Here is a 17,563-nt window from a genome sequence, read left to right as displayed (position 1 = left end):
CGAGCACGGCTCGATCGTTCGGGAACGTGTCAGTGTCAAATTCCGTTCGGTTCCGAAATGCGTCCCTTCTGGGCATCATCGGCGCCATAGCGTCCCTGAGTCATGGGACACCTGGACCACGCCACCTTCGGGTGGCTGACCCCCGTGCTGTCGTACGTGATGGCCTGCACCGGAGCCGCCCTCGCGCTGCGCTGCACCGTGCGGGCGCTCGCGGCGGAGGGCAGGTCGCGCCGCAACTGGCTCATCACCGCGGCCTCCGCGATGGGCACCGGCATCTGGACGATGCACTTCGCCGCCATGCTCGGCTTCGCCGTCGGCGGCACCGAGATCCGCTACGACGTGCCTCTCACCGTCCTCAGCCTCGTCACGGCCATGGCGGTCGTGGGCCTCGGATTCTTCGTGATCGGCTACGGCCGCAACCGCGTACGGGCCCTCGCGCTCGGCGGTCTCACCACCGGCATCGGAGTGGCCGGCATGCACTACATAGGGATGGCCGCCCTCCGGCTCCACGGCGAGATCGTCCACCACTTCGTCCCGGTGGTCCTCTCCGTCGTCATCGCGGTGGTCACGGCGACCGCGGCGTTCTGGGCCGCCCTCACCGTCCGCGCACCGGTCGCGGTCGCCGCCGCGTCCCTCGTCATGGGCGGGGCGGTCAGCAGCATGCACTACACGGGGATGCTCGGGGTCGTCGTGCACGTCACGCCGTCGGGAAGTGCCCTGCCCGGGGTGTCGGCGATGCAGTTCATCTTCCCGCTCGCCGTGGGGCTGGGCGCCTATCTCTTCCTCACCTCGGCCTTCGTCGCGCTCTCCCCGACAGCGCGGGAACGGGCCGCCAGCGCCTCGGCGCAGCGGCTCTCGCAGGAGGTGGTCTGAGCGCGGCCGTCCGGTCCGGCGGGTGGCGCGGCCCACCGGGGGCGGAAGGCACCATCCCGCACCGGACAGGGGAAGCGCCCGCCCTCGGCACCCCCGCGTTCCCTCGGCGTACGGACCGCCCCGCGTACCGCGGTCCACGCACCAGCCCGCGTACGCAGCCCCCGCCGTACGACCCCGCACCTGCCCGTCCCGGCCACCACGGCCCGAGCACCCCGAACGAGGAAGACATGCCGCACCCGCGCACCACATCGGGCCGCGGCGCGCCGCGCCCCGCGCCGCCGGCGCGCGGACGACGCGCGCACGCGCGCCCGCCCACCGAGGAGGAGAGAGCGGCGGGCGGGGAGAGCACCGCCGGGCGGCCCGGGCCACCCGCCGTGCGCGGCGGCCGATGGCGGCTGCGGCCCCGTACCGTACGGGCGAAGATCATCTGTCTGCTGATGGTCCCCGTCGTCTCGCTCCTCGCCTTCTGGGCGTTCGCCACCGTGCGTACGGCGCAGGACATCGCCGGACAGCGGAAGTCGGGGCGCGTCGACGCCCAGGTCCGCGCACCCGTCGCCGCCGCCGCGGACGCGCTGCAGCAGGAGCGCAAGGCGGCCCTCGCGCATCTCGCGAAGCCGGACGCGGACAGCGCCGGGGAGTTCGCCACCCGTGCGCGCCACACAGAGCGGGCCGTGGCCCGCCTGCGTCTCGGCGCCCGTCACACCGTCGCCGACGGCATGGGGCTCCCGGCGACCGCTGTCACCACGACGAACACCTTCGTCGGCCGGGCCGCGGACCTCTCAGGACTCCGCGAGCGGATCGCCGCGCGCCGGGTGAGCTGGGACGACGCCTATGCCGCCTACACCGGAGCCATCGGGTCCGCCCTCTCCGTGACGGGCGCCCTGGCGGAGGTCACCGACGTGCCGCGCGGCGACGGGGGCACCCATCCCCGTGTCCTCCTGGAGACCGCACGCTCGCGCGAACTCCTCGCCCGCGAGGACGCTCTGCTCACCGCGGGCCGGCTCAAGGGCTCGTTCGAACCCGCCCGCCACCGCCAGTTCACCGGAGCCGTCGAAGCACGCCGCGCCTTCGAGGAGGCTTCCGTGAGCGGCCTGCGTGGCGCGGACCAGGCGCGGTGGCGCGCGATATCCGGAGGCCGAGCGTACGCGCGGGTGCGCGCCGTCGAGGAGGACGTCCTGCGCTCCGGCCCCGGGAGCGAGGCAGCGAAGGCAGCGTCCGGGGCGGCCTGGAACCCCTCGTACGACGCGCTCCGGACCGATCTGCGCGAGCTGGAGAGCGGCGGCCGCGCCTCGGCGGCCCGCGACGCCGATCCCCTGGCCCGCGCCGTGCTGTCCGCTGCGGGAGCCGCGGTCCTGCTGGGCCTCGCGGCCGTGATCGCGTCCCTTCTCATCTCCGTACGCATCGGGCGCGGACTCGTCGTCGAACTGGTCTCCCTGCGCAACGACGCGCTCGAACTCGCCCGCCACAAGCTGCCGCAGGCGATGCGGCGGCTGCGCACGGGCAAGGAGATCGACATCGACGCCGAGGCGCCCCGGGGGCGGTCCGCCGACGACGAGATCGGCCAGGTCGCCGAGGCGCTCGCGTCCGTCCACCGGGCGGCCCTCGTGGCCGCGGCGGAGCGCGCCCGGCTCGCCAGCGGTGTCTCGGGGGTGTTCGTCCATCTCGCCCGGCGCAGCCAGGTCCTCGTCCACCGTCAGCTCGCCCTGCTCGACAGCATGGAGCGGCGCACGGAGGACCCGGGCGAACTCGGCGACCTCTTCCGCCTCGACCACCTCACGACACGGATGCGGCGGCACGCGGAGAGCCTGATCATCCTCTCCGGGGCCGCGCCGGGGCGCGCGTGGCGCCTGCCCGTTCCGCTCACGACCGTCGTCCGCGCCGCTGTGTCCGAGATCGAGGACTACACCCGGGTCGAGGTCTGCCGGCTGCCGGAGACCTCGGTCACCGGGGGCGCAGTCGCCGACCTGACCCACCTCGTGGCCGAACTCGTGGAGAACGCCGCGCAGTTCTCGCCCCCGCGGACCGCGGTGCGCGTCAGCGGCGAGTTCGTCGGCAACGGCTTCGCGCTGGAGGTCGAGGACCGGGGACTCGGCATGGGGGAGCAGACGCTGCGCGCCGCCAACCGCCGTCTCGCCGGGTCCGAGGCGCTCGACCTCGTCGACAGCGACAGACTCGGACTGTTCGTGGTGAGCCGACTGGCCGCCCGGCACGGTGTGAAGGTCTCCCTGCGGCCCTCGCCCTACGGAGGTACGGCGGCCGTGGTGCTGCTGCCCCCGTCACTGCTCCAGGCAGCAGCGCATCCGGTGGGGCAGGTGGCTGAGCCCACCGGACCCGCGCGGGTCCCGGAGACGGCCGACCCCGCGGACGCGCCGGGTGCCGGCCTCCCGACGGACGGGCTGCGGGACCTCGTCCCCGACCATGTGCCGGACGGTCTCGGACCGGCCGACGTCCCACCTCGAGCGGTCGAGGCGCGCCTCGTCGGACGCGGCCCCGTGACGGTCCCCGGGCCGCGGGCGGCCTCCGACCCCGTCGCGGCGGAACGCGGGGGGCGTGGCCCGACTTCGTACGGCGACGGCCCCTACGGCCCCGCCTCGTACGGCCCGGCGTCGTCCGGCCCTGGCTCGTACGGCGCTGTCCCGCACGTTGTCCCGCACGCCGTCCCGTACGGACCACCCGTGGCCCGCGGCTCCGGAACCGCTGGTGAGGCCGGGGAGGATGCGTGCGGACCGGGCTCGCGCCCGCGCCTGCCGTCACGCGGTCCCCGGAGTACCGGAGCTCCCGGGAGTTCCGGGCCTTCGGGGGGTTCCGGCGGTACGCGTGGAGCCGGGGCCCCGGACGCGACCCCCGGTGCCGGTCTCGGTGCCGGTCCCGGTCCCGGCGACAGCGGTCTGCCGCGCCGTATCCGTCAGGCCAGCCTGGCGCCCCAACTGCGTACGGCCCCGGAGCCCGAGGAACCGGACGCGTCGGCAGGCTCCGGCACACGCCCCGGGAACCGCACACCGGAGCAGGTCCGCGACCGCATGACGGCCTTTCGTAACGGGTGGATCCGCGGCGGGGGCCCCTCCGCCGCCGGAGCGAGTGAAGGAGACCGGGAATGAACGAGGACCGCAGGACCGACGCCCCGTACTCGTCGGGCGAGCTCGACTGGCTGCTGGACGATCTCACCACCCGGATCCGGGAGGTGCGGCACGCCGTCGTGCTCTCCAACGACGGTCTGGCGGTGGGTGCTTCGGACCGCCTCACCCGTGAGGACGCCGAGCATCTGGCCGCCGTGGCCTCGGGCTTCCACAGCCTGGCCAAGGGCGCCGGACGGCACTTCCGGTTCGGAAGGGTGCGGCAGACCATGGTCGAGATGGACGCGGGCTTCCTGTTCGTCGCGGCCGCCGGAGACGGTTCCTGTCTCGCCGTCCTCAGCAGCGTCACCGCCGATGTGGGTCTGATCGCCTACGAGATGGCGCGGCTCGTCAAGCGGGTCGGCGAGCATCTGCACGCCCCGTCCCGGTTCGCGGAACCGCAGCCCCCCGCCGCGGGCTGACCGCATCCGACCGGACATGGCACAGAGCGACCACGACCGACCGCCCTTCGGCAGCCGGTCCCCTCAGCGACCGGGCCACTGGTACGACGCCGAAGCCGGACCCCTCATCCGTCCCTATGCGATGACGGGCGGACGTACCAGCCCCGGCACCGGTGGCGTCCCCCTGGACCTCATCGCCCTGGTCACCGGCGACGCGGGCGCCATCGACGCGGAGGCGGCCCGGCTGGGACCCGAACACCGCGCCCTGCTCGGCCTCTGCGACACCCGGACCCTGTCGGTCGCCGAACTGGCCGCCGACGCCGACCTGCCCGTGGGCGTCGTCCGCGTCCTCCTCGGCGACCTCCTCGAACTCACCTGCATCACCGTGCGCCGACCGGTACCCCCGGCCCGGCTTCCCGACGAGAACATCCTGAGAGAAGTGATCGATGGACTCCGTGCGCTCTGACCGAGACCAGCAGGCCGACGACGGCGCGGCCGACGCGCTGGCGCTGAAGATCCTCGTGGCCGGAGGCTTCGGGGTCGGCAAGACCACCCTGGTCGGATCCGTCAGCGAGATCCGCCCCCTGCGCACGGAGGAACGGCTCAGCGAGGCCGGACGCGGCGTCGACGACCTCGCGGGCCTCGAACGGAAGACCACCACGACGGTGGCCATGGACTTCGGCCGGATCACCATCCGCTCGGGATTATCGCTGTATCTGTTCGGCACCCCGGGACAGGACCGGTTCTGGTTCCTCTGGGACGAGCTCGCGACCGGCACTCTGGGGGCCGTCGTCCTCGCCGACACGCGCAGGCTCGAGGACTCCTTCCCGGCGGTGGACTTCTTCGAGCACCGGGCCATCCCGTTCGTGGTGGCCGTCAACTGCTTCGCCGGGGCTCGTGCCTACGGCGCGCACGAGGTGTCGCAGGCCCTCGACCTCGAGCGCGGCACTCCGGTGGTGCTGTGCGACGCACGGGACCGCGACTCGGGGAAGGAGGTGCTGATCAGGCTGGTCGAGTACGCGGGACGGGTCCACACGGACCGGCTGCTGAAGTCCGTGGGGTAGTGCGGTGGCGCGACCGTCTGCCCGGTCCGGTGCCGCCCGGTCCTTCGCTCGCGCCTTCCCGCCCCGCTCCCCGCCGCTCCCGCCCGCTCCCGGCTATTCGGCGAGGGCGGCCTGAGCGACGACCCGGTCCACGCGCACCCGGACCACCAGCTCGCCGGGCACGGCGTTGCGCTTGCCGTACGCCTCGGCCTGGTCGGCCCCCATGTAGCGGCCTGCGATGCGCGTCGCCCAGTGCAGGAGCTCCTGTGCGTCCTCGCTCACATCGGCCGTGCCGCGGATCGAGACGAACGAGAACGGCGGACGGTCGTCGTCCACACAGATCGCCACCCGGCCGTCGCGCAGCAGATTGCGGCCTTTGACCGTCTCCTTGTGCGTGGTGAGGACGAGATCGTCCCCGTCGAGCACGAACCACACGGGAGCCACATGAGGGCTGCCGTCGGAGCGCACGGTCGACAGCTTCGCGGTGCGCGTTCCCTCGGCGACGAAAGCGTGCCATTCGTCCTGGGTCATTGTGTGAGCCATGCGGCCATCTTCTGTCATATGCCGACGTCGGACACGGTACGGCCACCACCTCGTAAGACGGCTTGCCCGTACGGCCTACGTGGGACAGGCTTCACGTCAGTTGAAGCGAACTGCCGTACGGGGAGGCGGAGGGACGCAATGGCATTGGGCAAGGGGCTCGACTGGCTCGTGGAGGATCTGACGCAGCGCGTCGGATCGGTGCGCCACGCGCTGGTCCTGTCGAACGACGGACTGGTGACGGCGGCCAGTGAGGGGCTCGAGCGTGAGGACGCCGAACATCTCGCGGCGGTGTCATCGGGCTTGCACAGTCTGGCGAAGGGCTCGGGCCTGCACTTCAGGGCAGGACGAGTACGGCAGACGATGATCGAGTTCGATGACGGCGTGCTCTTCGTGACAGCCGCTGGGGAGGGTAGCTGTCTCTGCGTTCTCGGCACCGCCGACGCCGACATCGGGCAGGTCGCGTACGAGATGACGCTGCTGGTCAACCGTGTGGGCGAGCACCTCGGGGTCGCCGTCAGGCAGCAGGGCAGGACCGTGCCGGGCGACGCTCCGGGCAGCGGAGGCATCGGCGGGGGCATCGGCGGGGGCTGAGGTGTGCGGCCGCTGCGCTTCTCCGAGTTATCCACAGGGGGAGCGAGGTGTCGGCCTTCCGGGCTACGGTCGTCACCGAGAGTGATCGGACCGTACGGGGGAGACCGTCATGGCAGTTCAGGAAACGCGGACCGCGGCACAGGCCGTCGTCGACGGGGGCACCGCGGGTGGCGCCGTCCCGGTGCAGGGCGCGCCGGACCGGAGCGCGATTGATCCGGGCGCCGTAGGCCGGAGCGTCGTGGATCGGGGCGGGGTCGATCGACACGGCGCGGATCGGCGCGCCGTTGATCGGCCCGTACTCGATCGGCCGGTAGTCGATCGGCCGGTCGTGGATCGCGGCGGCGCGGTCCTTCACGGCGCCGTGGGACGGGGGAGTCCGGCCGCTGCCGGCCGGGGTGTGGCCCGCAGGGGTGCCACGGATCGCGGCGTCCCCGATCGCGGGGCCGTCGAGGCGGCGCTGGCGTTCCGCAGGGCTGCGGCGGAGCTGGGCCTGAGGCCGCGGGAGCTGGAGATCGCGGTCCAGCTCGAGGAGGTGCGGACCGTTCCCGCTCCGGCGGGTGAAGGTCGTCGCGTGCCGCGTGCGGAAGTGACGCGTCTGCAGCGCGAGGAGGGCTTTCCCGACCGTCTGCGGGAGCGCGCGCACGTGGTCGGGACGGCCGACGCCGCCGAGCTGATGAGCATCACCCAGGAGCGCTTCGGCCGCCTGGCCCGGGTCGGCCTGCTGAGTCCCGCCACGTTCTACGTCAATCGCTATCGCGCCGTCGTCTGGCTCTACCCGGCAAGGGAACTGCGGGCGTTCGCCGAGCGGGAGCCCGCCATGCTGACCGGCAGCATTCCGAAGAACCTCAAGGCGTTGCTGGATGCCGGTGAGGACTGGCGCGCGAGGAACTGGCGCAGTCGCCGCGTCGGGCAGCTCGCCCGGCAGACGGACGACCCGTGGGAGCGCGCCGCGGTGCCCGCGGCCCTGCTGCCCTCGGACGACCTGGCCGAGATCGCCGAGGATCCCTACGAGCGGGCGTACTTGCGCAAACTGCGTCCGTCGCTGATGCCCCGGCGGGCCGTGTCGACCGCGACCGCGGAGGTGGTCGAGCGGCTGATCAGGGCTGACGATCCGGACGAAATCCTGTGGATCCGGCTGTCGTTGGCCTACGCGCTGGACGAGGCGAGGGCCGTCCGCTCGGCACCGCTGCCGGGGCAGCCCACGACCGGCACCGGAAGCCCGGCACCGGAGGACGCCGGCCGTTCCCCGGGCCCGTCGGAAGGCGGCAGGTCGCCGGACGGACCGGAGGTGAGCCGCCGCCGGGGCCTGAAGGCCTGGCTGCGACGCCGGGCGGGGTGACGGGAAGGCGGGTCCGGGTGGGGACCCGAGCGGAGGGGTGGACGGCGGAGCCGTCATCCGGCCTTCAGCCGTCCAGCCCCAGCCTCCGGAAGAGTCCCTCCTGCATCACGGAGACCAGGAGCCGGCCCTCCCGGTCGTAGATCTGGCCGCGGGCCAGTCCGCGCGCGCCCGTGGCGATGGGGGACTCCTGCTGGTAGAGGAACCACTCGTCCGCGCGGAACGGGCGGTGGAACCACATCGCGTGGTCCAGTGACGCGATGTCGAACCCTCGTGAGCCCCAGAGCGGTTCGACCGGCACGCGGACCGCGTCCAGCAGCATCATGTCGCTGGCGTAGGTGAGGGCGCAGGTGTGGACGAGCGGGTCGTCGCCCAGCGGCCCCACGGCCCGCATCCACACGGCGCTGCGCGGTTCGGCACCTCGCAGCTCCTTCTCCGACCACCGCAGCCGCTCCACATAGCGGATGTCGAAGGGCTGCCGCCGGGCCATGCGTTCGAGGGCCTCGGGCAGCTCGCCCAGGTGCTGCCGGATCTCGTCCGGCAGCGTGGGCAGTTCCTCGGGCCCCGGCACCTCGGGCATGGGCAATTGCTGCTCGATGCCCGCCTCCGGCTGATGGAAGGAAGCCGTCAGATTGAAGATCGTGCGGCCCTGCTGCACGGCCACCACGCGGCGGGTGGTGAACGACCGCCCGTCCCGCACACGCTCGACCTGGTAGACGATCGGCACGCCCGGCCTGCCGGGACGGAGGAAATAGGCATGCAAGGAGTGCACCGGGCGCTGCCCGTCCGTGGTCCGCCCCGCGGCCACCAGAGCCTGCCCGGCGACCTGCCCGCCGAACACCCGCTGCAGCGACTCATCGGGGCTGCGACCGCGGAAGATGTTCACCTCGATCTGCTCCAGGTCGAGCAGGTCGACGAGGCGTTCCGCCGGGTTGGTCATCGCGTCTCCTCATGTCGTGCCACCGCGGCGCAACACTAGATCAGACCTCCCGGAGGGATGGCTCGGCAGGTGACGGCCGTGCCGGTGGGGCATGTCCATGAGGCCGCCGGCTCGGCAGGTGACGGCCGTGCCGGTGGGGCATGTCCATGAGGTCGCGCTACGACGCCGTGGCAGTCACGGCGCCGGCGGCGTGGGCGGGGTGGGCTCGGGAAGTCCCGGGCCCTGGCAGTCGACGTCATGGCGGGGGACCTTCCCGTCGACGAGATAGGCGGCGGCCGTCTCGTCGACGCAGGTGTCGCCGCGGCTGGCGAAGACACCGTGCGAGAAGTCGTCGTGAAGGGTGACGATCCGCGAGCCCGGCAGCTCGCGGCGCATCGCATGAGCGCCGGAGACCGGGGTCACCGGGTCGTGGCCGGAGGCGATCAGCAGGAGGGGAGGAGCATCGGGAGAGCCGAGAGCGGTGCGGTGATCGGGGTGGTGGTGCCAGTACGCGCAGGCCCACGCCTCCATCCCGGTCAGCACGGGGAGCGGGTCGAGCGCGCGCAGCCGGTCCAGATCGGAGGCGACCCGTGACGGTGAAGGGCCGGGCCCGTCAGCGCACTTGACGGTCCGGTTGGCGGCTTCGTAGCTGCGCGAGGCGGGGCCGTCGAACGGCTCCGCGGGCCGCAGCCCGGCGACCGATCCGCGCGTGAGATAGCCGTGGATCCCGTCACCGAGACCGGTCCAGCGTTCGGTGCGGCCGAGCGCCCGGTAGACGGCACGGTCGAACTCGGCGGGGCCGAAGCCGTCGACGGGGTGGGCGGCCAGTCCGTGACGGGCGCGTGCGTAGGCGGCGCGCACCGACGCGCGGGTGGCGCCGAGGCCGAACCGGTCGGGATGGTCGGCCACCCAGTCGAAGAACGTGGAGCGTTGCCGCAGCAGGGCCCGTGCCTGGCGCAGGTCGAAGTCGTGCCAGTCCTCGGGGCCGACGACGCTGTCGAGCACCATGCGGTCCACGCGGCGCGGATAGCGGGCGGCGTAGGCGGCGCCGAGGTACGAGCCGTAACTGACACCGAGGAAACTGATCCGCCGCTCGCCGAGAGCGTGGCGGATGGCGTCCATGTCGCGGACGGTGTTCTCGGTGCCGAGGTGGGGGAGCGCTGCTCCGGTTCCCCGCGCGCAGTCCCCGGCGGTGTGCCGGAGGGCGCCCCGGTGCGCCCGTTCCGCGGCGGCGCCGCGGGGCACGGGATCGGCACCTGGGGCGTCGAAGAGCCCGCCCATGGCGCCGCAGTCCGCGGGTGAACTCCGCCCGGTTCCGCGGGGGTCGAAGCCGATGACGTCGAAGGAGGTGCGGACGGACGCGGGCAGCTTGGCCCGCTTGGTGGCGGCGTAGCCGAGCCCGGGGCCACCCGGCCCTCCGGGGTTGACGAGCAGGGCGCCGCGCCGTTCGGACGGCGGGCCCGATGCGGCGACGCGGGAGACGGCGAGGTCGATCCGGGGCCCGTGGGGGCGGTCCCAGTCCAGCGGCACGCGCAGGGTCGCGCATTCGATCCGGTCGGGCGCCGGCGGGGCGGGGACATCGGCCGGGCACTGGGAGAAGTGCAGCCGGTCCGCGGGGGCCGAAGCCTGCGCGGGCGTCTGCTGCGCGGCCGGCACCGTCGCGGCAGGGGCCGGTGTGAGGGAGATCACGATGGCGGCAGAGGCGCAGATCAGAGCGGTGCGTCGCGAAGAAGGGCTGGGGTCAAGGGAGTTCACGGGGTCTCACGGTCCGTATCGGTGGCGGGGCATCACATGGCAATGAAAACGATTATCGTTTACTGTCGCTCTCGGTCAATGCCACGCCGCCATGACGTCGCACTCCGAGAGGGGCACCGTGGGACATCTGCTGATGATCGAGAGCTGGGTCGGATCGATGAGCCGGCTGCTGCCGCATGCCATCGGCGAAGCCGGACACCGGTTCACGTTCCTGACCAGGGACCTGCACCACTACCTGCGCTCCGCACCACCGGGCGCACCCCATCCGCTGCTGGCCGCGCACCACGTGATCACCGCCGAGACCAACGACATTCCCGCGCTGGTCGACCGCGCCGAGCAGCTGCACCAAGTGCTGGGCTTCGACGGGGTGTTGTCCTCCTGCGACTACTACCTCCCCGCCGTCGCCCATGTCGCCGACCGGCTCGGGCTTCAAGGCCCCGCGCCCCATGCGGTCGAGGCCGCCTGCCGCAAGGACGCGACGCGACGGATACTGGCCGACGCCGGGGTGCCGGGCCCCCGCTTCGCGATCTGCGGAGACTGGGAGGAGACGGTGAGGGCCGCCGGAGACTTCGGGTTTCCTCTGGTGATCAAGCCTGTCGACCTGTGTGCCGGCATGTGTGTGCGGCAGGTGGACGACGAGCGACAACTCGCCGAGGCCTACGCAGCGGTGGGGGGATTCCCGGTCAATGCCCGCGGTCAGCGGCGCGCCCCCGTGGTACTCATCGAGGAACTGCTGACGGGACCCGAGGTCAGCGTCGAGACCGTCTCCCACGACGGGGTGTGCCAGGTCGTCGGAGTCACCGACAAGAGCGTGGGCGGAGCGCCGTCGTTCATCGAGACGGGCCACATGTTCCCGGCGGGATCCCCGCACGAACGGGAAGCCGCGGAGACGGCGGTGGCCGCACTGCACGCGCTCGGGCTCGACCAGGTCGTGGCCCACACCGAGATCAAGCTCACCGAGGCGGGCCCGCGCGTCGTCGAGGTCAATCCGCGCCCGGCGGGCAACCGCATCACCGAACTCGTCCGGCACGTCACCGGGATCGACCTCGCCGCGGCCGCCGTCGACGTCGCGCTCGGCCGCCGCCCCGCGCTGGCCCCGCGGCCGACCGGCGTCCGGAGCGCGGCCATCGGCTTCCTGCTCCCCGAACGGTCCGGGGAACTCGCCGGGTTCGCCGGAGCGGACGACGCAGCGGCCGCACCGGGTGTCCGCGAGGTGGACCTCGCCCGGCCGGGTCGCAGGGTTCGAGCGGCCACCAGCAACAACGAGTACCTCGGCCACGTCATGGCTGTCGACACCGAGGGCGGCGGAGCGCGGAGCCGGGTGGAGGCCGTGCTCGCGGGAGTTCGACCGGTCTACGCGGAGCCCGCCGAGCCCGAGCCCGAGCGCACGACCACGACAACGACCACGACCACGTTCGGCACATCGGCCACGACTTCCCCCGGCACGTCCCCGCCCCCGTCCCCGTCCTCGCCCCCGTCCCCGTCCTCGCCCCCGTCCCCGTCCCCGTCCGACGGGATCGGGAACGGCGCCGCTCTCAGGGCGGCCGCCCAGCGCACGACCCCGCGCCCGCCCGAGTCCGGTGAGTCCGCCGGGACCCAGGCTGTACGGTCCGCGTCCGGCACCGGCGACGCCACGTCGGCCGCCGCCGCTGCCGCGCCGATGGGTGGTGCCGCATGACGGCCGTGCGTACCGCGCCCGCCCGTACCCTCGCGGAGCTTCTGCGGCGCGCGCTGGACGGGAAGTTCGGGCTCCGTCCCGCCACGTGCACCGTGGCGGTCGCCTTCACCACCGCTCAAGCCGTGCGCCACGAGGGGCGCAGCGGCGGATACCGCAACGAGGTGCTGAGCCTGCGGCTCGGGGAGAGCGTCGGGTCGTGCGCGGTCGAACCCGGTTCGCTGACGGCCGGGGCGCTCGACGACTGCGCCGGAGCCGATGTCGCGACGCTGCTCCGCCATCCGGTTCCGGCCGTGCGGGTGGCCGCGCTCGACGCGTACCTGATGCACGTCCGGCCGCACTCCCCGGAGAACGGCGCGCGGCCGTTCCCGCTGCCCCCCGGCGACAGCCTGCACAAGTCCCGCTGCCGCGCCCGGAGCGTGGCCGGTCTCCTCCCGGGGCCCCCGACCGCCCAGGCGCCCCGCCGTGTGCTCGTCGTCGGCGTCGTCAACTCGCTGTTGGAGCAGTTGCGCGAGCGCGGCATCGGCTATGTGCCGTGCGACCTCAAGGGCGGGACGACCGAGTGGGGCGAGCCGATCCGCACCGACGCAGGACCCGAACTCGACGGCTGCGACGCGATTCTGGCCTCCGGGATGACCCTGGGCAACGGGACGTTCGAGCCGCTGCTGCGGCATGCGCACGGGACCGGTACGCCGTTCGTCCTCTTCGCGCAGACCGGCAGCGCGATCCTGCCGCACTTCATCGGGGCAGGGGTCACCGCCGTCTCCGCCGAGCCGTACCCCTTCTTCTGGCTCGACGGCGGCCCGGGCGTCCTGCACCGTTACGGAGGTCCGGCATGATCACCGTCGCAGCCGAACCGGTTGCCGCGCCCGAGCTGCTGGCCCTCCTCGGCCGTACGCCCCTGGCCCGTATCGCGGCCCCGCTGCCGCACGCGCACCCCGGGTTCTGGGCCAAACTCGAAGGTCTGGGCGCCGGGGGTATGAAGGCCCGGGCCGCCGTGGCGATGCTGCTCGGGGCCCGCGAGCGCGGCGAGTTGCGCCCCGGTGCTCCGGTCGTCGAGTCCACCTCCGGCACGCTCGGTCTCGGGCTCGCCTTCGCCGGGCAGGCGCTCGGGCACCCGGTCGTCCTCGTCGGCGACGCCGAACTCGAAGCCTCCATGCGCCGCCTGCTGCGCGCACACGGCGTGCGTCTGGAGATCGTCGACCGGCCCGCTCCCCAGGGAGGTTGGCAGGCGGCCAGGCTCGCGCGACTCCGTGAGCTGCTGGCCGAGCTGCCCGCCGCGTACTGGCCGGACCAGTACAACAACCCTGACAACACGGCCGGTTACGCGTCGATGGCCGCCGAGATCGCGGAGGCACTGGACCATCTGGACGTGCTGGTGTGCAGCGTGGGCACCGGCGGGCACAGTGCCGGAATCGCCGGTCGCCTCCGGCGCCGCTGGCCCGGGCTGTACGTGATCGGGGTCGACTCGGTCGGCTCCACCATCTTCGGCCAGCCCGCCCGGCCACGCCTGATGCGCGGCCTCGGCAGCAGCATCCATCCGCGCAACGTCCGGTACGAGGCGTTCGACGAGGTCCATTGGGTCGGCCCAGACGAGGCCGTCGACGCCTGCCGCAGGCTCGCTCGTTCCAGCTTCGTCAGCGGAGGGTGGAGCACGGGTGCCGCGGCCCTCGTGGCCGCATGGGCCGCCCGAACCCGTCCCGGCGCCGTCGTCGCCACGGTCTTCCCCGACGGCCCGCACCGGTACCTCGGCACGGTCTACGACGACGACTACTGCCTCGCCCACGGCATCAGCACCGGAGGCGACACCGCGACAGACGCGACAACGGCACAAGCAACAGCAGCAGCAGGCGCACGGTTGCCCGCCGACCGCCCGGTCGAAATCCCCAGCCCCACCGCCGTCGAGGCCACCGGATGGACCCGGTGCCGCGGTGTCGTCGACCCCCTGATGCCGTCGCTTCCCGCCCCGGTACGGCCGCCGAAGGAGGACGGCCCATGAGACTCACCCTGCGCACCACCCGCCTCGCACTGCGCGAACCGCTCCGCATCTCCCGCTCCGTCATGTCCGCCCGTGACGCCGTGTGGGTCCGCCTGGACCACCGCGGTCACCACGGATACGGCGAGGTCGTCAGCTCCGTCCACCTCGGCCTGAGTGCGGACCGGGCCGTCGGATGCCTCCGCGAACTCGCCCCGGTCCTGGGCCGGTTCGATGAACCCGAGACCGCCCTGTCCGCGCTCGCCGCGGGAGAACTGCTGCCGCCCGGCGTCCCCGCCGGAGTCGCGGCCGCCGTCGACTCCGCCCTCCTCGACCTGGTCGGCACCGCGGCCGGGGCCCCCGTCCACGCCCTCCTCGGCGACCTCTCGCCGACGCCCTCAGCGGCGACCGCCCGCACCATCGGCCTCAACAGCGTGGAGGACGCGGCCGCCCAGGCTCGTGCCCTCACCGCCCAGGGCTTCACCGTCCTCAAGGTCAAAGCAGGCGGCCCCGACCCCGAGGAGGACCTGAACCGGGTCGCCGCCGTACGGGAGTCCGCCCCCGGAGCCCGGCTGCTCCTCGACCCCAACGGCGCCTGGCCACCGGCCCTGACCGAACACCTCCTGCCGCGGCTCGCCGCACTCGGCGTCGAGGCCGTCGAACAACCCGTCCCGCCCGGCGACCCCGACACACTCGCCCGGCTGGCACGGCGCTCGCCCCTGCCCCTAATCGCCGACGAGGACGCGATCGGCTACGAGGACGCGCTCCGCCTCGCCGGCCGCGTACAGGGCGTCAACATCAAGCTCGCCAAGTGCGGGGGTGTGCACCAGGCGCTGCGCATCTGCGAGGCGCTGTCCGGCTCCGGTACGGACGTCATGTTCGGCTGCCTGACGGCCAGTTCGCTGGGCATCGCGCCCGCCGTGCACCTCGTCGGCCGGGCCCGCTGGGTCGATCTCGACGGCCATCTGCTCCTCGCCCGCGATCCCTGGCAGGGCATCGGCGGTGCGGACGGCACCGTCCGGGCGGGCCCGGCCCCCGGACTCGGCGTGACGCCCACCGCCGCTGCGGCCCCCGACACCACCCCCGACGACCCCCGGCACAGGCCACGACGCGAAGGGACCTCCGCGTGAACACCCTCCGTACGATGCGCGGACACCCGCCCGCCGTACAGCTCCTGCTGATCAACCAGCTCGGTGTCAACACCGGCTTCTACCTGCTCATCCCGTACCTCGCCACCCACCTCGACGAGGACCTCGGGATGTCCGCGGCCGTGGTCGGGATCGTGCTGGGGGTGCGCAACCTCAGCCAGCAGGGCCTGTTCATCGTGGGCGGCTCGGCGGCCGACCGGCTCGGGGCCCGCGGTGTCATCATCGCGGGCTGCGCCCTGCGCACCGCGGGCTTCGGGCTCTTCGCCCTCGGCGACGGCCTGCTCGTCCTGCTCGCCGCGTCCGTCCTCAGCGGGGTCGCGGGCGCGCTCTTCAACCCGGCCGTCCGCGCTTACATCGCCGCCGAGTCGGGGGAGCGGAAGGCCGAGGCGTTCGCGCTGTTCAATGTGTTCGCCACCACCGGCGCGTTGATCGGCCCGCTTCTGGGAAGTGCTCTGCTCCTGGTCGACTTCCGCGCCTCCGCGCTCACCGCCGCCGCCGTCTTCGCCGTTCTGACGGTCGCTCAGGCCGCGGTCCTTCCCGCCCGTGAGGTGCCGAAGACGCAAGCCCGGCTGCTCGACGACTGGCGCGACGTCCTCGCCAACCGCCGTTTCCTGGCCTTCTCGCTCGCCATGGTCGGCATGTTCACCCTGGAGAACCAGCTCTATCTGCTCCTTCCCGCCGGCGCGCGCGAAGCCACCGGACTACCGGGTGCGGCCGGTGCCGTCTTCCTGGTGGGTACGGTCGCCAACCTCGCGCTCCAACTGCGCATCACCGCCCGCCTGAAGCGGTACGGGGACCGCGGTCGCTGGATATCCCTGGGACTGGCTCTGATGGGGCTCGCGTTCGTCCCGCCCCTCCTGGTCACCGGCACGGACGCGGGCGGGAGCGGAACCGGAGCGCTGGAGGCCGCCCTGCGCCTGACGCCCGTCCTCGCAGGTGCCTTCCTGCTCTATGCCGGGATCATGGTGGCGCAGCCCTTCGTCATGGAACTCATCCCGGAGTTCGGCAGCCCGCGGCTCACCGGTACCTATTTCGGCGTCTTCTACGTCGTCTCGGGCGTGGCGGCCGCGGCCGGGAACACCGCGGTCGGCTGGGCCATGGACGCGGGCGACAGCGGGAACCGTCCCTGGATTCCCTGGGTGTGCTGCGTCGCGTTCGGCCTCCTGTCGGCGGCCGGGGTCCGGCTGCTGCGGCGCCTCCGCGCCCTGCCGGAGCCCGGATCCGAACCGGGAACCGAGCCCGAGGCCGAGCCCGAGCCCGAGCCCGAACCCGAACCCGAGCCCGGACCGGGAACCGAGCCCGAACCCGGACCGGGAACCGAAACCGGGCCACGCTCGCGCGAGGCCGTCTCATGAGCACCTCCGCGAACCTGCTGACCGATCATCCCGAGCTGTACGAGGCCCAGTTCCCCGACCCCGACCGCCGCGCGGGCCGCTGGGCGGAACACGTCCTGCGCCGTCACGGCGCGGGTGCCCGCGTCCTGGACGCCGGTTGCGGAACAGGGCGCGACATCGCGTACCTCCACGCCCAGGGCCGTGACACCGTCGCCATCGACGTGTCCGAGACGATGCTCGCGTACGCCAGGACCCACCACCCCGGGCCGGAGTACCACCGTGCCGACCTCCGCGGCTTCGATCTCGGCCGCACCGTCGACGCCGTGCTGTGCCTGGACAGTTCGCTGCTGTACTGCCACACCAACGACGAGCTGGCCGGGTTCTTGGGCAGTTGCCGGCGCCATCTCGCGGAGGGCGGGCTGCTCGTCGCCGAATTCCGCAACGGTGCCTACTTCCTGGGCGCCACCGACGGCCTCGGCGTTCCGCGGACCCGTTCCGTCACCTGGCAGGGCGTCGCCCACACCTCGACCACCACCCTGCACATCGACCGCGCCGCCCAACTCCTGCGCCGCCGCCGCGTATGGACCACCACCGGGACGGAGCGGCACCCCGTCGAACAGCACTCCGCCTGGCGGCTGCTGTTCCCGCAGGAGCTGCGTCATCTGCTCGCGCACGCCGGTTTCGAGGTGCTGGAACTCCACGACGGGCCGGGGCCGCGTACGGAACCGCCCTGGCGGCCGGGTGCCCACGAGCCCGTGGGTGGTGCCGACGGCGACCGGCTGCACCTCGTCGCCCGGCTGACGAGCTGACCGGCTGACGAGCTGACCCGCTGGAACCGCCGGAGCCCCCCGCGAACG

General features: G+C 73.2%; 15 protein-coding genes and 1 pseudogene. 13 read left to right on the top strand and 3 right to left on the bottom strand.

Going from position 1 to position 17,563, the window contains the following annotated elements; translation table 11 throughout:
• Nucleotides 1-102 precede the first annotated feature (102 nt).
• From ABZ822_RS21775 to ABZ822_RS21755, 5 genes are all read left to right on the top strand, one after another.
• The gene (locus tag ABZ822_RS21775) at nt 103-873 is read left to right on the top strand and encodes an MHYT domain-containing protein (protein ID WP_360856508.1); all 771 of its coding nucleotides are present in this window, start codon (nt 103-105) and stop codon (nt 871-873) included.
• Nucleotides 874-1,100: 227 nt separating this feature from the next.
• Nucleotides 1,101-3,971 (top strand): nitrate- and nitrite sensing domain-containing protein, encoded by a 2,871-nt coding sequence (locus tag ABZ822_RS21770; protein ID WP_360856505.1) that lies wholly within the window; start codon nt 1,101-1,103, stop codon nt 3,969-3,971.
• Entirely contained in the window at nt 3,968-4,408 is a 441-nt protein-coding gene (locus ABZ822_RS21765; RefSeq protein ID WP_360856502.1) for a roadblock/LC7 domain-containing protein, read from the top strand. The genes ABZ822_RS21770 and ABZ822_RS21765 overlap by 4 nt, the downstream gene beginning before the upstream one ends.
• Nucleotides 4,409-4,424: 16 nt before the next feature.
• A complete protein-coding gene (locus tag ABZ822_RS21760; RefSeq protein ID WP_360856499.1) occupies nt 4,425-4,853 on the top strand; it encodes a DUF742 domain-containing protein in 429 nt (142 codons plus the stop codon).
• On the top strand, nt 4,834-5,451 hold the full coding sequence (locus ABZ822_RS21755) for an ATP/GTP-binding protein (protein ID WP_360856496.1): 618 nt from the start codon (nt 4,834-4,836) through the stop codon (nt 5,449-5,451). Before ABZ822_RS21760 ends, ABZ822_RS21755 begins: the two co-directional genes overlap by 20 nt.
• A gap of 93 nt (nt 5,452-5,544) precedes the next feature.
• Here ABZ822_RS21755 and ABZ822_RS21750 read toward each other — a convergent pair whose 3' ends face one another.
• Complete coding sequence (locus tag ABZ822_RS21750) at nt 5,545-5,973, bottom strand: PPOX class F420-dependent oxidoreductase (RefSeq protein ID WP_360856493.1); 429 nt, start codon at nt 5,971-5,973, stop codon at nt 5,545-5,547.
• A gap of 138 nt (nt 5,974-6,111) precedes the next feature.
• Between ABZ822_RS21750 and ABZ822_RS21745 the strand changes: the two genes are divergently transcribed.
• Both ABZ822_RS21745 and ABZ822_RS21740 read left to right on the top strand, forming a co-directional pair.
• A complete protein-coding gene (locus ABZ822_RS21745) occupies nt 6,112-6,564 on the top strand; it encodes a roadblock/LC7 domain-containing protein (RefSeq protein ID WP_360856490.1) in 453 nt (150 codons plus the stop codon).
• Nucleotides 6,565-6,961: 397 nt separating this feature from the next.
• Complete coding sequence (locus tag ABZ822_RS21740; protein WP_360856487.1) at nt 6,962-7,903, top strand: DUF6397 family protein; 942 nt, start codon at nt 6,962-6,964, stop codon at nt 7,901-7,903.
• Nucleotides 7,904-7,967: 64 nt separating this feature from the next.
• Here the strand turns inward: ABZ822_RS21740 and ABZ822_RS21735 are convergent, their stop codons facing one another.
• Both ABZ822_RS21735 and ABZ822_RS21730 read right to left on the bottom strand, forming a co-directional pair.
• Nucleotides 7,968-8,840: an acyl-CoA thioesterase II gene (locus tag ABZ822_RS21735; protein ID WP_360856484.1), complete on the bottom strand. Its 873-nt coding sequence runs from the start codon at nt 8,838-8,840 to the stop codon at nt 7,968-7,970.
• A gap of 174 nt (nt 8,841-9,014) precedes the next feature.
• Nucleotides 9,015-10,574, bottom strand: coding sequence for an alpha/beta fold hydrolase (locus ABZ822_RS21730; protein ID WP_360856481.1), 1,560 nt, complete (start codon nt 10,572-10,574; stop codon nt 9,015-9,017).
• Nucleotides 10,575-10,692: 118 nt separating this feature from the next.
• Between ABZ822_RS21730 and ABZ822_RS21725 the strand changes: the two are divergent.
• From ABZ822_RS21725 to ABZ822_RS21700, 6 genes and pseudogenes are all read left to right on the top strand, one after another.
• Nucleotides 10,693-11,925 (top strand): annotated as a pseudogene (locus ABZ822_RS21725) (ATP-grasp domain-containing protein); the annotation flags it as partial.
• Nucleotides 11,926-12,248: 323 nt separating this feature from the next.
• Nucleotides 12,249-13,088, top strand: coding sequence for a DUF364 domain-containing protein (locus tag ABZ822_RS21720; RefSeq protein WP_360856478.1), 840 nt, complete (start codon nt 12,249-12,251; stop codon nt 13,086-13,088).
• The gene (locus tag ABZ822_RS21715) at nt 13,085-14,248 is read left to right on the top strand and encodes a pyridoxal-phosphate dependent enzyme (protein ID WP_360856475.1); all 1,164 of its coding nucleotides are present in this window, start codon (nt 13,085-13,087) and stop codon (nt 14,246-14,248) included. Before ABZ822_RS21720 ends, ABZ822_RS21715 begins: the two co-directional genes overlap by 4 nt.
• A complete protein-coding gene (locus ABZ822_RS21710; protein WP_360856472.1) occupies nt 14,245-15,354 on the top strand; it encodes a dipeptide epimerase in 1,110 nt (369 codons plus the stop codon). Before ABZ822_RS21715 ends, ABZ822_RS21710 begins: the two co-directional genes overlap by 4 nt.
• A gap of 14 nt (nt 15,355-15,368) precedes the next feature.
• A complete protein-coding gene (locus ABZ822_RS21705) occupies nt 15,369-16,727 on the top strand; it encodes an MFS transporter (protein WP_360856761.1) in 1,359 nt (452 codons plus the stop codon).
• Complete coding sequence (locus ABZ822_RS21700; protein WP_360856468.1) at nt 16,724-17,515, top strand: class I SAM-dependent methyltransferase; 792 nt, start codon at nt 16,724-16,726, stop codon at nt 17,513-17,515. The genes ABZ822_RS21705 and ABZ822_RS21700 overlap by 4 nt, the downstream gene beginning before the upstream one ends.
• Nucleotides 17,516-17,563: the final 48 nt, after the last annotated feature.

This window comes from Streptomyces sp. NPDC047108 (assembly GCF_040643575.1).
Taxonomy (GTDB): domain Bacteria; phylum Actinomycetota; class Actinomycetes; order Streptomycetales; family Streptomycetaceae; genus Streptomyces.
Note: the sequence above shows the minus strand (reverse complement) of the source record. Positions and strands in the feature narration are given on the sequence as shown.

Coding starts and splice junctions, on each gene's coding strand:
- ABZ822_RS21775 (WP_360856508.1), top strand. CDS start 103: ATGGGACACCTGGACCACGCCACCTTCGGGTGGCTGACCCCCGTGCTG.
- ABZ822_RS21770 (WP_360856505.1), top strand. CDS start 1,101: ATGCCGCACCCGCGCACCACATCGGGCCGCGGCGCGCCGCGCCCCGCG.
- ABZ822_RS21765 (WP_360856502.1), top strand. CDS start 3,968: ATGAACGAGGACCGCAGGACCGACGCCCCGTACTCGTCGGGCGAGCTC.
- ABZ822_RS21760 (WP_360856499.1), top strand. CDS start 4,425: ATGGCACAGAGCGACCACGACCGACCGCCCTTCGGCAGCCGGTCCCCT.
- ABZ822_RS21755 (WP_360856496.1), top strand. CDS start 4,834: ATGGACTCCGTGCGCTCTGACCGAGACCAGCAGGCCGACGACGGCGCG.
- ABZ822_RS21750 (WP_360856493.1), bottom strand. CDS start 5,973: ATGGCTCACACAATGACCCAGGACGAATGGCACGCTTTCGTCGCCGAG.
- ABZ822_RS21745 (WP_360856490.1), top strand. CDS start 6,112: ATGGCATTGGGCAAGGGGCTCGACTGGCTCGTGGAGGATCTGACGCAG.
- ABZ822_RS21735 (WP_360856484.1), bottom strand. CDS start 8,840: ATGACCAACCCGGCGGAACGCCTCGTCGACCTGCTCGACCTGGAGCAG.
- ABZ822_RS21720 (WP_360856478.1), top strand. CDS start 12,249: ATGACGGCCGTGCGTACCGCGCCCGCCCGTACCCTCGCGGAGCTTCTG.
- ABZ822_RS21715 (WP_360856475.1), top strand. CDS start 13,085: ATGATCACCGTCGCAGCCGAACCGGTTGCCGCGCCCGAGCTGCTGGCC.
- ABZ822_RS21710 (WP_360856472.1), top strand. CDS start 14,245: ATGAGACTCACCCTGCGCACCACCCGCCTCGCACTGCGCGAACCGCTC.
- ABZ822_RS21705 (WP_360856761.1), top strand. CDS start 15,369: ATGCGCGGACACCCGCCCGCCGTACAGCTCCTGCTGATCAACCAGCTC.
- ABZ822_RS21700 (WP_360856468.1), top strand. CDS start 16,724: ATGAGCACCTCCGCGAACCTGCTGACCGATCATCCCGAGCTGTACGAG.